Below are 13,611 nucleotides of genomic sequence, written 5' to 3' on the forward strand. Positions count from 1 at the left end.
GCAGCTATGAAAATAAAAGCGTCTGCAGCACCTGCATAGCCTGCACGTCAGCGTGAATGCTGCGCCACATACTCCCGCAGGACGCCGTCCATGCGCGACTGCCAACCATCGCCTGTGCTGCGAAAGAACGCCACGACCTCTGGCGACAGCCGGATGGTGGTCGGCACCTTGGTAGGCGTCTTTTGCGGCCCGCGCCGGCGAATGCCCAGTGTTTCCTGCAACGCCGGCGGCAGCACCTCAACGGCAGGACGGAACCTGGCCAAATCCTCCACCGTCAGTTCGCGGATCTCGCCATCCGCATCAATGAGGGGTTTGCGCTTGCTCATATGCCTTGACCTCCCGGCTGTTCGCCCTGCGAAAGCTGATAACACGAATGCCACCGTCGATAGGAGTGAAGCAAAGCATGTGCAGACGCTGGCCAAGATAGCCGGCAGCCACATAACGCACCTCCGGGTAGGCCTTGCGTCCATCCACTGCAACGATGGCGCTGCTGAAATCGAATTCGGCGGCACGCACGAACGACAGGCCGCGCTCGGCAATGTTCCGCTCGTCCTTGGCGGGGTCGAACTCAATCAGCATAGGTTAATCGTACATACACCCAGAGGTCGAAGCAAGCAAAATGTATGTACATAAATAGTGTTACCCCAAGAGCACAGTGACGGCCTCAGAAACGCCGGCTGATGGTGAAGCTGCCGTACACCGGCACCTCCTGCTGCCCCCGGAACTCGCGGCTGCGGTGGTAGCGCGCGAAGGCGAACTTCCATTCGTCCCAGGTCACCGCGAGGCCGTAGCCGACATCCGCCACCAGCGCGCGCTTGTCCACGTGGTGGCTGGCCTTGAAGGTATTGCCGTCCAGGCTGATGTCGCGCAGCACCCACCGGGCGTCGGTGGCCACGAACAGGTGCCCCGCCCAGCCCTGCAGGCGCCCGGCCGCCCGCAGGGGCGTGGTGTTCTCGCCCGCCGGGCGCAGCGGCGCCGTGCCCAGGTCGTCGGGCAGGCGGTAGCCCCAGCGCAGTTCGGCCCCGGCATTGGCATAAGTGGCGAAATTGCCCAGGCTCGCACCCCAGTGGCCGGTGGCGTCCCAGCCCCACCCGTCGGTGGGCGCATACCGCACGCCGCGCCGGCGCTGCTCGTACAGCAGCTGCGCCACCGGCTCGTCACGCAGCTGGTTGTCCCAGCCGTCGAACGGGTCCACGCCGATGATGTGGTGCCAGCCGTTCTGCACCTGCCGCCCGCGCGCCGACGGCCCGACGATGCCCAGGCGCAACTGGGCCGTGTGCAGCGTGCCGTCGCGCCGGGCGTTGTAGCCCACGCTGAACAGCAGCGCGGCGGCATAGGGGCGGTCCTCGGCAATCAGGTCGGTGCGCGTGCGATCGGTGGGGGTGTAGAGCACCTGGCCGAAGCCGAGCACCATGTTCTGCTCGTCCTGCCCGCTGTGCTGCAGCCAGGACAGGTGCTTGTTCAGGCTGCGTACGGCCTCGGGCAGGCAAGGATCGTCCAGATCACGCGCGAGATTGGGCGAAACCCAGGTGGCCAGGAAGCCGTTGGAATAGCCCTGGTCCTGCCCCACGCCGCCGAACATGTCGTTGTCGATGCGCAGGTTGAACGTGGCGCCCGCGCCGGGGCCAGGGCATTCGTGCGCTCCCGCCTGGGCGGGCCATGGCAGGCAGGCGGCGGCCAGTGCCAGCACCAGCGCGCGGCCATGTGGATGCATGCGTTGAAGCGTGTTCATGGCCTGACAGCATAAGGGGCCCACGGAATGACGCCCTGCGAACGCCAAGGATATCTATTCATATTTCCGCATGATCGCAGAGTAATATCCGTCGGAACGCTTTATTTTATCTATTCAAAAATTCATTCCACCATGGCCCGTGACCGCGACTTCGCTCTTCTGGCGCTGCAGGCATTGCGCCGCCAGGGCTGCGTGCTGGCCAGCGCCGAACTGCAGGCCGCGCTGGGCGTGAGCCAGCCCACCGTATCGCGCACGCTGGCGCCGCTGATCCAGGCGGGCCAGGTGCGCAAGGTGGGCGCGGCGCGCTCGCAGCGCTATGTGCTGCCACGCCACGTGCCCGGCGTGGGCAGCGAAGTGCGCGTGATGCGCATCGACGGCTTGGGCCAGCCCTCGCCGTTCGCGCGCATGGTGCCGCTCGAAGGCGGCGCCTTCTGGGTAGAGGAGGCCGATGGCCTGAACGCCCGGCACGATGGCCTGCCCTGGTTCCTGGAAGACATGCGCCCGCAGGGCTTCATGGGCCGTACCTTCGCGCATGCCCATCCCGAACTGCAACTGGGCAGCGACCCGCGCCACTGGAGCGACGACGACGTGCTGCGCGCCATGACGCTGTACGGCGACGACCTGCCCGGCAACCTCATCATGGGCGACGGGGCCTTCCAGCGCTTTCATGCGCTGGCGCGGCGCGCGTCGCGCGTGGCCTGCGCGCACGACTACCCGCTGCTGGCCGACCAAGCCATGCGGGGCGCGCACCCCGGCTCCTCCGCCGGGGGAGAGCAGCCCAAGTTCTGCACCATCGCCGCAGGGCGGCACGTGATCGTGAAGTTCTCGCCTGGCGGCAACGCCCCCACCGACCAGCGCCTGCGCGACCTGCTGGTGTGCGAGCACCTGGCGCTGTGCACACTGGCGCAGGCCGGGCTGCCCGCGGCGCGCACGCAGCTCTTCGAGGGCGCGGGGCGCGTGTTCCTCGAATCCGAGCGCTTCGACCGCACGCCGCTGCGCGCCGAAGACGGCGATACGGGCCTGGGCGGGCGCATCGGCATGGTGTCGCTGCAGGTCTACAACGCCGAGTACGTGGGCGACATCGACAACTGGGCCGCCACCGCCGACCGCATGGCCGCACGCGGCCTGCTCACCCCGGCCGACGCGCGCACGCTGCGCCTGCTGGAGGCCTACGGCCAGCTCATCGCCAACACCGACCGGCACTACGGCAACATCTCGCTGGTGCTGCGTGACGACGATTGGGCGCTGTCGCCCACCTACGACATGCTGCCCATGCTCTACGCCCCGGTGGGCGGTGAACTGGTGCCGCAAGACTTCGCCAGCCGCCCGCTGCAACCCGCGGCCGCCACGCTGGGCGAGTGGCCCGAAGCGCAGGCGCTGGCGCAGCGCTTCTGGCGGGCGGCGGCGGCGGACGAACGGGTGTCGGCCGGCTTTCGCGCCATCGCGGCCGAGAATGCAGACATCGTCAGGCGCCACTGAACCCGTGCTGCGCAGCCTTCACGGCTGCGCAGACCACCAGCCCCGCCTGCGCAGCGCCCCAGGCTGAACAGCGGCGCTGCGCCGCCCGGGTTCCAGACCACGCCGTCTCCCGTCACGCCGCGATCGCCCTCCCAGCCGGCAGTCCCCCTGCGATGGGCAGGCAGCCGCAGCATGCAGCGAATCAGGCCAAAACAGCCCCCAGCCCTTGGCAGACAAGCCCTGGCAGCTATCAAATTTGTACATCGGTGTACACATCGGCCAGCGGCAGGTCGATGTCCGGGCCATCGATGCGGTGCCGGGATACCTGCTTGCTGTCCCCGCTTTCTTCGCTTCCCTTTTTTTGAAACCATGAACTTCCCGGAACAAGCAGCCGCCTTCCTCACCCACTGCGGCAGCGCCATCAGCCTTTCCAAGCACACGCTCAGGGCCTACGCCTCGGACCTCAAGGACGCGGGCGCCTTCTTCATGCGCAAAGGCAGGCAGGACGCCATCGCCAAGGACGACATACGCCAGTACATCCGGCACATGCGCGAGGAACGCGCACTCAAGGAAAGCACGATCAAACGGCGCCTGGCGTCACTGAAACTGCTGTTTCGCTGGCTGTGCGAGGAAGAGGCCATCACGAGCAACCCCTTCACCGGCCTGAACGAACGCATTCGCCTGCCGCGCCAGTTGCCCAGAACCCTGGACCGCTCGCACACCGCCCTGCTCCACCGCGCCGTCAGCCGGCCCAGCGGCGCGCACGACTTTGACGCCTTCAGCCGGCGAACCGCCATCCAGCTCTTGCTGGAAACGGGAATCCGCGTGGGCGAGCTGTCGAACATCCTCGTGGACGACCTGTCCCTCGCCGACCATGTTCTGAGGATTCGTGGAAAAGGCAACCGGCAAAGAATCGTCTACATCCTGGCCGCGCCCCTGCGCCATGCACTCCAGCGGTACCTGGAGCAGCGGCAGAAGGTACAGGCCACTGGCGCGCGGCTGTTCGTCACCGCCAACGGCCACAGCCTCACCCCGCCCAGGCTGCGCCAGTCGCTGCGGGAAATCGCCGCCACCGCCGGAATCCAGCGCCGCGTCACCCCACACATGCTCCGGCACACGCGCGCGACCCGCTGGCTGGAGGCGGGGCTGGACATCCGGCACGTCCAGAAACTGCTGGGGCATCACAGCATCTCCACGACGGAGATTTATACGCATGTATCGGATCAGGGGTTGCTGGAGGCGTTGCGGCGTGTGAAAGGAGGGTGATAACTAGGAATTATGGATGACCGCCCCAACAAGACAATCCCTGCAAATTGCCGACCTTGAGAACTTAATCCATGGCGTGCGCGGCATCCGCGAAGACATCGCCATCGTCGTGCTGGCCGAAGACGCACACATGGCACAGGAGCGTCCCGCCCTGCACAGCGTGCGATTTCTCGAACGCATAGACCACATGAATGAATTAAGCCGGATGGAGCGCATCTACATGGAGAACGGGTTTTACTGCCGCGTTGTCTTCGGTGTTTCCCGGTTCCTGGAAATGGCGGTAGCTCAGAGCTTGTTTCCCGAGTGGGCAAAAATAAAATTAGTTATTGACAGAACAGAAGGCGGGGGACATCGTGATGGATTCGGCCCGGCCCGAAGATCGCTCGGGGCATTGCTTTGCAAACAGTTCGGTTTCCATTATGGGCATGCAGACGCCTATTCCGCCGCCATCACGCGGCACAAACACCATCAGGCACTCATAATGCATGCGGCTGGTATTCCGGCTCCGGCCACGTGGTCGTATGACGTGCGTTCAGGATGGGTGACCGGCCTCCCGCCGAAGGGCCTGAAAGTCATTGCCAAATCCACTTTCGAGGCATGGAGCATTGGCGTCAGCGAGGACACAGTCGGACCATTCAATCCAGCCATTCAAGAGAAAATTCAAGACCTTGCCGAGGAACTAGGCCAACCTATCTGTGTGCAGGAATTCATCGAAGGCAGAGAAGTTTATGCACTCGTTCTGGACATTGAATCGCCAGCAGTCGCGGGCTTGGTCGAGGCCAGATCTTCGGAAGGCCCAAAACCCAATGGCGATTACCTCGTCTTTGAAGATCACCGCCGCCCGGGCGGTATCATCTATGAAAAGTGCAACGACCTTCCTGCCGATACGGTCGATTCATTAAAGACTGCTGCCGTAGAAACATTCCGACTTCTCGGAATGACTGCCTACGGTCGCATTGATTTTCGCGTCGACAACGCGGGAAAGCCCTTCGTTATGGATATCGCCGACAACCCCGGAACGTCTCCGGCAAGCTCGCTGGCCAGGATTTTGGGTGATCGCGAGGTTGACTTGCAGGACATCCCCATATTGCTCCTAGCCGTCAGTCTGAGAGCGACGAGGCTGCTTTAATACATCGACCAGAACTGCACATCTGGCATTCTAAAACCCCGGCCTATCTCAGGCCAGATAGCGCTGGGTTCACGGGGCTTATTCTCCAGGGGGTAACGATCCCATTCCACGGGAGACATGCGAATATCTTTCTCGAAAACCTGACGAAGTACGTCGTGGCGGGTTCTGAGCAACTCTTTCGTCTCGTAAGGATTTTTATCCACCAATTGAGACAGATTGTCCCATTTGGCAAGACATTCACTGGCAGGGGCACCAAGAAGGTACTTTGCGCTGCAAAGGTTGGAGCACACAAAATATAATGGATTAGGCTCTGGGTCGACAATATTAATCAGCTCTTTTTCAAGCTCCTTGAATATTTCAATGCCTTCCGCAAGTCGCCCATCAAGACAAAGATAAACCCCAAGATGGTTCTTGGTGTAGTATGGATCAGAGGAGATGCCGAAACATTCCACCACCGCCCGCTGTAACCCTTCGGCCTCTGACGCTGAAACAACCCCGACTCGATAGCGGGCCATGACGTTCAAGGTGTGAACCATATCCTTCCGGGGGAAGGTCACCCCGCTATAACGATCCGCCAGTGCAATCGCCTTTTCGGATGCATTGATCGCTTTAAAATAATCGCCCGTCGATATGAAAAGTGCTGCTAGATTATTAAGGCAGCGGAAATATTCCGATGGTTCAAGGGGGTCACAGCCATCCTCGGGGCGATGAAAACGCTCGGCATCCATCACTCTTTGCAAAGCCACGTCTGGCATATTAAGGCTTTCCGCACTGCGTTCCAGGACATAAATACTGTATTCTGCGCTCTTGTCATAGTCCAGACGGTTGCTCAATTTTTCTCTGAGCTCATGATCTAATGTATAGGCTGGCCCCTTGTCCCGCTCAAGAACGAGGGCCGAGCGGAGGACTGACTGCAAGCGCAGTCCCTGCTCAAATTCAATATCGATATGCTTTGCCGATAATTGAAGCTCCCTTATCAATTTCTTGCGAAGCTTCTCACTCCTAGAATTCAGCTCAGCCAATGACTTGACATACAAAATTTCAGCCGAAATGATCTTGGAATGCACCGCCCCAAGGGAATTTACTATACGCAAGGTATTTTCATTATCCCCAAGGGCAAGGCTATGGTAGGCCCGCGAAAGCTCATCAATCAATCTTGCGCACCCACCTGTTTCGATAAGCACGGCGCTCTCTGCAGATGCATAGCTGGAGCTTTGATTTCCGCGCCTGAAATCGGCTGCTGCTGCGGCAACGAGAAGATCGGCAGCTTGCCTGCATTCCCCCGCTCGGAAAAGATTAGCGCTGCGGCGCACATAATCTCCCGGAGTCAATTTTCGCAGGCATTCCGCAAATGCGATCCGCAAGGTACTCTCATGAATACCCAGCTTGTCATGGAAAACATTTCTCGTCGCGTCATCCCTGAACTCTATGAGGTTGCCATTGCAATTGATGAAATTCAGTTCGCTGCACAGCTTGATGGCATTGCCAATCTGAACTCTGTCATTCAGGAGGCATGAAATCTCGTCCCGAATCGCAATCGTGCCGATAATGGTTACCGCCTGCAGAAGGGCTTCTATGGCTTCGCGGTTACCTCCTGTCTTTTTCAATCGCGCCATCAACAAGTTCCCAAAGAAATTGGTCTTGTCACTCTTCTCTATGGATGACAAGTCCCCGCCATTTTTCGATAGAAAATGACACGCCTCGCCAAGTATGGAGAGATTGCCCCCGCTCATTTCAAAGATGATTCTCCTGTCATCTTCTCCAATGGCTTGAGGAAGGCCGAGCGTCTCGGCTATTTCATTGAATTTATTTTTCTCAAGGTATTTTGTCCTTATCCTGTGATGAAATGCAGGGAGCACATCGTTGAATCGACCATCTTCCCAGATGGGGCGCGGTAGCGCTCCATCCGTAGTCACGGCAAGCAAATAGAAATTCGAAACGAATGGAAAGGTTCCTTCTATCTCTTTTTTCAATATCATGGCCAGTATGCTCAGGGAGCGGCCGTCCCACCACTCAATGTCGTCTGCAATCATGAGCACGGGACGGCCTCTCGCCTGCTGATTGAAAACGGTCAGGAGCGACACTTCTTCATCGTATAGAAAAGCAACGCCCTGCTGACTCCTGCGCTTTCCCACGTCGTACAGCTTATGCAAGTCCTGAGCATCCAGAACGCCATGGCTCATGAACTTTACAGAAATATTTACCACCGCCTTGATCACTGCCTCGATTGACGGGAAGTGGTCTGACTCCTGGGCCTGGGCTTTTTTCCAGGCATACAGCTCCCGGCCCATCTCACCTGGGCCGCTGACCCCCCGAATGACGTAGCCCCCATATTTGAGAAAAATGGCCCCGATGCTCTTGGCAAGCCACGTTTTCCCACTCCCCGGCGGGCCGGAAATCAAGGCGGATTGGGTGCTTCCGGACAGGAGGCCATTGGTGATCTTATGGATTTCATCTGTCAGCCCCATGGCATCCCATATCTGCGGGCTTGGCTCATATTCATTCATCCATAATTCCTAGTTATCGTTCATTGATTTAAAACGGCAGTCAGGTTCCACACTGTGCAGCATCTTTTTTGATACTGTTCATGTGGTAACTTTATGTATCTTGTCAGACAAGGACGCATCCGTCTATAGAACCCACAAATCCGCCGAGTCCACCTTGCGGCAATACTTATAAAAATAGCTGCTAACCCTTGCTACACAAGCGCTAGCAGCTATCAAAATAGAAGCTGATGTAGTGGGGCTATCCAAGTCCCAGTCAGGGACGGAACAGGCCCGTCTTCAGGGAACCTCTCAAAACCCATCCGATCTCTTCCTGACCCGAGAAGCCTGACCCGCCCCTTGCCATGATCACACCCCGCAGCGCGCTGAAGTTTGACCTGTTCGCCGAGGCCTCGCGCCAGCACAAGAGGGACGAGGTGGGCGATCCGCTGCAGGTGATCGCGCGGCACATCGACTTCGGAGCCCTGGCCGGGCTGGTGGATGCCTTGATCGAGCGTGGCGATGGCCGCCGGGGTGGCCGGCCGGCCTATCCCACCGAGGTGATGGTGCGCATCCTGGTCTTGAAGCGGCTGTACAACCTGTCCGATGAGCAGATGGAGTACCAGTTGCTGGATCGGGCGAGCTACCAGCGCTTTTGCCTGCTGCAGGATGCGATGAACGTGCCGGACCGCAACACGATCTGGCGCTTCGGCGAGCGGCTGGGCGTGGATGGGGCCACGGTGCTGTTCCAGGGAGTGGATGCGCAACTGCACCGCCATGGCTACATGGCCCGGGGCGGACAAGCCATCGATGCGACGCTGGTGCCCGCGCCGCGCCAGCGCCTGGACAGGCCGGAGCGCGAGGCCCTGGCCGAAGGCAGAACGCCCGATTGGAGTGAGGCCGAGCGCCGGCAAAGGGATGTGGATGCCACACACACGAAAAAGCACGGCAAGAGCTACTTCGGCTACAAGCTCAGCGTGAGCGTGGACCTCAAGCACGGCTTCATCCGCCGCATCGCCACGGGCACGGCCAGCGAGCACGACGGACACCACTTCGACGAGGTGCTGGACATGCACAACACCGGGCGCAGCGTGCACACGGACAAGGCCTACGCGAGCCGGCAGCGCCGGCAGATGCTGCAAGTGCTGGGCTTCGTGGACGCGATGCAGCGCCGGGCCCAGCCGGGCCAGCCCCTGAGCGAGTGCCAGAAGCGGCGCAACCAGCGCATTGCCAGCAAGCGTGCCCGGGTCGAACATGCGTTTGCCGGCATCCGGCACCTGGGCGGCAAGTTCGTACGCACGATCGGGCAGGCGCGGGCCACGGTGGCGATGACGATGATGGCTGCCTGCTACAACATGAAGCGCCTGGCCTCGTTCCTTGAGCGAGGCGTGGATGCGTTCTTCAAACCGGCGACCACCAAGGCACAGGTGCGCCTGCAAACGGCGAAAGCCTGAGCCATCGGGGCTGCAAGGCCCCTCAATGCACGAGGTGCAGACCGCCGTAAGGCCTCATCGCGCATTCAAAACGGCTGGCGTCCAATCGTGCCTATTCGGATCCGTCAATCATGGGGTTGTGAGAGGTTCCCTTCAGGCTCGCCTGCGCACCACCCCCAGGCGGAACAAGCCCAACAAGCCCGCCAGCAACATCAGCGCCCACTGGTTCAGCGTAGGAATCGCGTTCGCCCCGCCCGGTCCAAAGCCTGGCCCGCCAGGGTCTTGGATCACGCTCGGCGTCAAATCGGTGTCGCCCGCGCCGTTGTCCACCAACCGCAACGTGACGGTGTTGCCGCTGATCTGTGCGCGCGGGTACACATACCAGCCCGTGGCAGGGCTGTATTTGTAATAGGCCATGCCCTGCACACTTTGCGGGTAGGTCAGCACCACCGTGGCCTCGCTGCCCGCCGTGCCATTCACCAGCCGCAGGCTGACCACGCCGTGCGGCAGGGTCACGCCTGCGGGTAATGCGGGCGCGTTCAGGCTGGCAACGGTTTGCGTGCCCGCCTGGGCAAGCTGCCAGCCGTTGGTGGGCTGGGCGGCTAGCGTCAGGGGCAGGCCTTGGTGTGGACCTTCGGGCAGGGTCAAGTTCGCCGGTGCTGGCAAGGGCGCAAATGTGGCGCTGACCGTGCAGTTCGCCGTGACGGGGCCAGAAGTAAAGGTGTTGCCCGCCAAGCTGCCGCCGCAGCCCGTCACCGTATCCACTTCATGCGTCCCGGCGGGCGTAACGGTGAACGCGGGCGTGGCGTGGTAAGCCACGGTTTGCGCCGTGCTGGGGCTGATGCTGCCGCCTGCGCCTGCGCCTGCGCTGGGGGTGACGGTATACCCGCGTGGAGCCTGGCAGGTGGCTGTGGTGCTGGCGGCACACGTCCAGCCCCAGGTGCTGGTGCCGCTGGTGATGCCGCTGGGCGTGCCTGCGGCGCACAGGTTGGCTGCCGGGGCTGGGTCAGCAACGGGGCGGCGGCGGGGTTGTGCGCGCTGCCGCAGACGCCCGCCAGCGGCGCAGGCAGGGGCGCAAAAGTAGCGCTGACCGTGCAGTTAGCCGTGTTTCTTCGGCGCGATTTGCGGCGCGCGCGGGCCGATTACTTCGCTAACACATGGAAATACTCAATGGACGATCTTACGCTGTCGGGTGTAAAAAAATATGGACAACCTGGGCCTTTCACAGGCATCTGCACGGCGGAAGGTGTGCACGGCGCAAGCTGCGAACCTGCGATGGCAGGCCGCCGAGCACCACGGCGCATATGCTTTGCGTGGGCATTCGCGGCCAAGGCCGCTCCTACGGCGGCGGGGCATGCGGGGGTTGCGGCTTGCCTTGTGGGGGCGGCGGCCTTGGCCGCAAACTCTGCCTTGACCGCTGCGGAGAATGGGGCGCTGAAATGGCTTCCAGCCGTTGCCTGGCAAGCGCTGGCAGCTATGTTTTTTGAAGAGCCACGAAAAAAAACGGCCCCTGCGGTAATCCGCCGGGGCCGTTTTCCTTGATTCGCCAGGGATGCGACAAACCGTCAGGGCGCGCGGAATACCTCGTCCAGCGTGCTGGCATCCAGGATGTTGTCGGCCCATTGCTCCAGTTCGGCCAAACTGGCCTGCCGTACCCGCTGCGTCATGAGCGCCCCCAGGGGGCCGAAGCGGCGCGTGAACAAGCGCAGCAGGACGGTGGCTTCGCCTTCCTGGCGGCCTTCCTGGCGGCCTTGGCTCCACATGCGTTGGCTCAATGTCGTCATGGTCTTGTCCTCTTGCGGATGGTCCAGGATCAGGTTCTTGAAGTTCTGGTCGTGGCTGGGTATGTCGGGCATGGCGGCATGGCGGCATGGCGGCATGGCGGCATGGCGGCATGGCGGCATGGCGGCATTGTCAGGCAATTGAGGTCAAATTGGCCTTCAGCGCTTATCCAGAAAGCGCTGGCAGCTATCAAATTTGCACATCGGCGTACACGTCGGCCAGCGGCAGGTCGATGTCCAGGCAGTCGATGCGGATGCTGCCTTGCTCCACGTACTCGACGCGCCAGCCGGTGGCACGCCGGTAAACCTCGGCGCGAACCACGTCCTGCTCCAGCAGCACATAGGTTTGCAGGCTGGGCAGGGTCTGGTAGGCCAGCAGTTTCTCGCGCCGGTCGATGCGGGCGGTGGATTCGGACAGGACTTCGACGATGAGGCAGGGCGCGCGCCGGAAATAAGGCGCCCTGTCCTGCGGGTCGCACGAGAGCAGCAGGTCAGGGTAATAGAACACGGTCTTGCCGCCAATCTCCAGCCGCAGCTTCATGGCCGACGTGAACACGTGACAGCCCTTACGCCGTGCTGCCGGGATCAGGCCAAAGGCCAGGGCGGTAGCGATCAGGTTATGCGCCGCAGTGCTTTCGGCCCTGGCATACATGCGCCCGTCGATGTACTCATGGCGCCACTCGCTGCGCTCCTCATGGGCCAGGTACTCTTCAATGTTGATCGCTCGTGTGGACATGCGCGCCTTTTTGACGATGGCTTCTCGCAATGTAGCGGCCCCAAGCAAAACGGCACCTCACGGTGCCGTTTTGCATGAAGCGCCGAAACCTCAGCGCGGCAGATCCGAGTACCCCATCAGGAACTCATCCACCGCACGCGCGGCCTGGCGGCCTTCGCGGATGGCCCAGACCACCAGCGACTGGCCCCGGCGCATGTCGCCGGCGGCGAACACCTTCGGAACGCTCGTGGCGTAGCCGCCGGTGAAGTCGGTGCTGGCGCGGGCATTGCCGCGTGCGTCCTTGTCCACGCCAAAGGCGTCGAGCACGGCGGCCACGGGTGCCGTGAAGCCCATGGCGAGCAGCACCAGGTCGGCCTTGTATTCCTTCTCGGTGCCGGCAATCTCGACGAACTTGCCGTCCTTGAACTCGATGTGCACGGTCTTCAGGCCCGTGACCTTGCCCTTGCTGCCGATGAACTCCTTGGTGGCGATGGCGAATTCGCGCGCGCAGCCTTCCTCGTGGCTGGAGCTGGTGCGCAGCTTGGTGGGCCAGTAGGGCCACACCAGCGGCTTGTTCTCCTGCGCGGGCGGCATGGGCATGAGCTCGAACTGGGTGACGCTCACGGCGCCATGGCGGTTGCTGGTGCCCACGCAGTCGCTGCCGGTGTCACCGCCACCGATGACGATGACGTGCTTGCCGTCCGCGCGCAGCTGGCCCTTGAGTTTGTCGCCCGCGTTGACCTTGTTTTGCTGCGGCAGGAACTCCATGGCGAAGTGGATGCCATCGAGGTCGCGGCCGGGCACCGGCAGGTCGCGGCTTTGCTCGGCGCCGCCAGTGAGCAGCACGGCGTCGAATTCCTTCTGCAACTGCTCGGGCGTCACCGTTTCCTTGGCCCAGTTGGTGACCTTGCTGCCCTTGCCCAGGCCGTCCTTCTCGCTGCCGACGAACACGCCGGTGCGGATCTGCACGCCCTCGGCCACGAGCTGCGCCACGCGGCGGTCGATGTGCGCCTTGTCCAGCTTGAAGTCGGGGATGCCGTAGCGCAGCAGGCCGCCCACGCGGTCGTTCTTCTCGAACAGCGTCACGTCGTGGCCGGCACGGGCGAGCTGCTGCGCCGCCGCCAGGCCCGCGGGGCCCGCGCCGACCACGGCCACCTTCTTGCCGGTCTGGTGCGCGGCGGGCTGGGGCTGCACCCAGCCTTCTTCCCAGGCGCGGTCGATGATGGCGTGCTCGATGCTCTTGATGCCCACCGCGTCGTTGTTGATGTTCAGCGTGCAGGCGGCCTCGCAGGGCGCGGGGCAGATGCGGCCGGTGAATTCGGGGAAGTTGTTGGTGCTGTGCAGCACCGCGATGGCGCTCTTCCAGTCCTGGTGGTAAACGAGGTCGTTGAAGTCCGGGATGATGTTGTTCACCGGGCAGCCGTTGTTGCAGAACGGCGTGCCGCAGTCCATGCAGCGCGCGCCCTGGGTCTTGGCCTGCTCGGCGTCCAGGCCGATAACGAACTCCTTGTAGTGCTTCACACGCTCGGCGGCGGGCGCGTAGCCCTCCTCGATGCGCTCGTATTCCATGAAACCGGTGGTCTTGCCCATGATCGTGGTGTCCTGTTCTTGTGG

The 13,611-nt window shown here is 62.1% G+C and carries 12 protein-coding genes; 4 read left to right on the plus strand and 8 right to left on the minus strand.

Annotation, left to right across the window (positions count from 1 at the left end; genetic code table 11):
* Positions 1–47: 47 nt before the first annotated feature.
* The 3 genes from YS110_10800 to YS110_10810 all read right to left on the minus strand — a co-directional run bounded on the left by YS110_10800 (position 48) and on the right by YS110_10810 (position 1,732).
* Entirely contained in the window at positions 48–326 is a 279-nt protein-coding gene (locus YS110_10800; GenBank protein ID UJB65203.1) for a BrnA antitoxin family protein, read from the minus strand.
* A complete protein-coding gene (locus YS110_10805; protein UJB65204.1) occupies positions 301–579 on the minus strand; it encodes a BrnT family toxin in 279 nt (92 codons plus the stop codon). Before YS110_10805 ends, YS110_10800 begins: the two co-directional genes overlap by 26 nt.
* An 85-nt stretch (positions 580–664) precedes the next feature.
* The gene (locus YS110_10810; GenBank protein ID UJB65205.1) at positions 665–1,732 is read right to left on the minus strand and encodes a lipid A deacylase LpxR family protein; all 1,068 of its coding nucleotides are present in this window, start codon (positions 1,730–1,732) and stop codon (positions 665–667) included.
* Between the two features lie 132 nt (positions 1,733–1,864).
* Between YS110_10810 and yjjJ the strand changes: the two genes are divergently transcribed.
* From yjjJ to YS110_10825, 3 genes are all read left to right on the plus strand, one after another.
* A complete protein-coding gene (yjjJ, locus tag YS110_10815; GenBank protein UJB65206.1) occupies positions 1,865–3,211 on the plus strand; it encodes a type II toxin-antitoxin system HipA family toxin YjjJ in 1,347 nt (448 codons plus the stop codon).
* 348 nt (positions 3,212–3,559) lie between these two features.
* Positions 3,560–4,456 (plus strand): tyrosine-type recombinase/integrase, encoded by an 897-nt coding sequence (locus YS110_10820; protein ID UJB65207.1) that lies wholly within the window; start codon positions 3,560–3,562, stop codon positions 4,454–4,456.
* A 16-nt stretch (positions 4,457–4,472) separates the two neighbouring features.
* Positions 4,473–5,585, plus strand: coding sequence for a hypothetical protein (locus YS110_10825; GenBank protein ID UJB65208.1), 1,113 nt, complete (start codon positions 4,473–4,475; stop codon positions 5,583–5,585).
* Here the strand turns inward: YS110_10825 and YS110_10830 are convergent.
* A complete protein-coding gene (locus YS110_10830; GenBank protein UJB65209.1) occupies positions 5,582–8,092 on the minus strand; it encodes an AAA family ATPase in 2,511 nt (836 codons plus the stop codon). The two genes, YS110_10825 and YS110_10830, sit on opposite strands and share 4 nt — an antisense overlap.
* 344 nt (positions 8,093–8,436) lie before the next feature.
* Between YS110_10830 and YS110_10835 the strand changes: the two genes are divergently transcribed.
* The gene (locus tag YS110_10835; GenBank protein ID UJB67422.1) at positions 8,437–9,522 is read left to right on the plus strand and encodes an IS5 family transposase; all 1,086 of its coding nucleotides are present in this window, start codon (positions 8,437–8,439) and stop codon (positions 9,520–9,522) included.
* Positions 9,523–9,654: 132 nt separating this feature from the next.
* On the opposite strand, the gene YS110_10840 is transcribed toward YS110_10835, so the two are convergent.
* The 4 genes from YS110_10840 to YS110_10855 form a co-directional block, all read right to left on the minus strand.
* Positions 9,655–10,320 (minus strand): IPTL-CTERM sorting domain-containing protein, encoded by a 666-nt coding sequence (locus YS110_10840; protein UJB65210.1) that lies wholly within the window; start codon positions 10,318–10,320, stop codon positions 9,655–9,657.
* A 746-nt stretch (positions 10,321–11,066) separates the two neighbouring features.
* A complete protein-coding gene (locus YS110_10845) occupies positions 11,067–11,285 on the minus strand; it encodes a DUF4351 domain-containing protein (protein ID UJB67423.1) in 219 nt (72 codons plus the stop codon).
* Between the two features lie 187 nt (positions 11,286–11,472).
* Positions 11,473–12,018, minus strand: a complete 546-nt coding sequence (locus YS110_10850) for a Uma2 family endonuclease (protein ID UJB65211.1) — start codon at positions 12,016–12,018, stop codon at positions 11,473–11,475.
* Between the two features lie 90 nt (positions 12,019–12,108).
* Complete coding sequence (locus tag YS110_10855; protein UJB65212.1) at positions 12,109–13,587, minus strand: glutamate synthase subunit beta; 1,479 nt, start codon at positions 13,585–13,587, stop codon at positions 12,109–12,111.
* Positions 13,588–13,611 lie beyond the last annotated feature (24 nt).

This window comes from Acidovorax sp. YS12, assembly GCA_021496925.1.
In the GTDB taxonomy this organism is placed as follows: Bacteria; Pseudomonadota; Gammaproteobacteria; order Burkholderiales; family Burkholderiaceae_C; genus Paenacidovorax.

What these genes read in the sequence shown, in the direction of transcription:
- YS110_10820 (UJB65207.1), top strand. Translation starts at nt 3,560, where the DNA reads ATGAACTTCCCGGAACAAGCAGCCGCCTTCCTCACCCACTGCGGCAGC.
- YS110_10825 (UJB65208.1), top strand. Translation starts at nt 4,473, where the DNA reads ATGACCGCCCCAACAAGACAATCCCTGCAAATTGCCGACCTTGAGAAC.
- YS110_10845 (UJB67423.1), bottom strand. Translation starts at nt 11,285, where the DNA reads ATGACGACATTGAGCCAACGCATGTGGAGCCAAGGCCGCCAGGAAGGC.
- YS110_10855 (UJB65212.1), bottom strand. Translation starts at nt 13,587, where the DNA reads ATGGGCAAGACCACCGGTTTCATGGAATACGAGCGCATCGAGGAGGGC.
- YS110_10830 (UJB65209.1), bottom strand. Translation starts at nt 8,092, where the DNA reads ATGAATGAATATGAGCCAAGCCCGCAGATATGGGATGCCATGGGGCTG.
- YS110_10850 (UJB65211.1), bottom strand. Translation starts at nt 12,018, where the DNA reads ATGTCCACACGAGCGATCAACATTGAAGAGTACCTGGCCCATGAGGAG.
- yjjJ (UJB65206.1), top strand. Translation starts at nt 1,865, where the DNA reads ATGGCCCGTGACCGCGACTTCGCTCTTCTGGCGCTGCAGGCATTGCGC.
- YS110_10805 (UJB65204.1), bottom strand. Translation starts at nt 579, where the DNA reads ATGCTGATTGAGTTCGACCCCGCCAAGGACGAGCGGAACATTGCCGAG.
- YS110_10810 (UJB65205.1), bottom strand. Translation starts at nt 1,732, where the DNA reads ATGAACACGCTTCAACGCATGCATCCACATGGCCGCGCGCTGGTGCTG.
- YS110_10800 (UJB65203.1), bottom strand. Translation starts at nt 326, where the DNA reads ATGAGCAAGCGCAAACCCCTCATTGATGCGGATGGCGAGATCCGCGAA.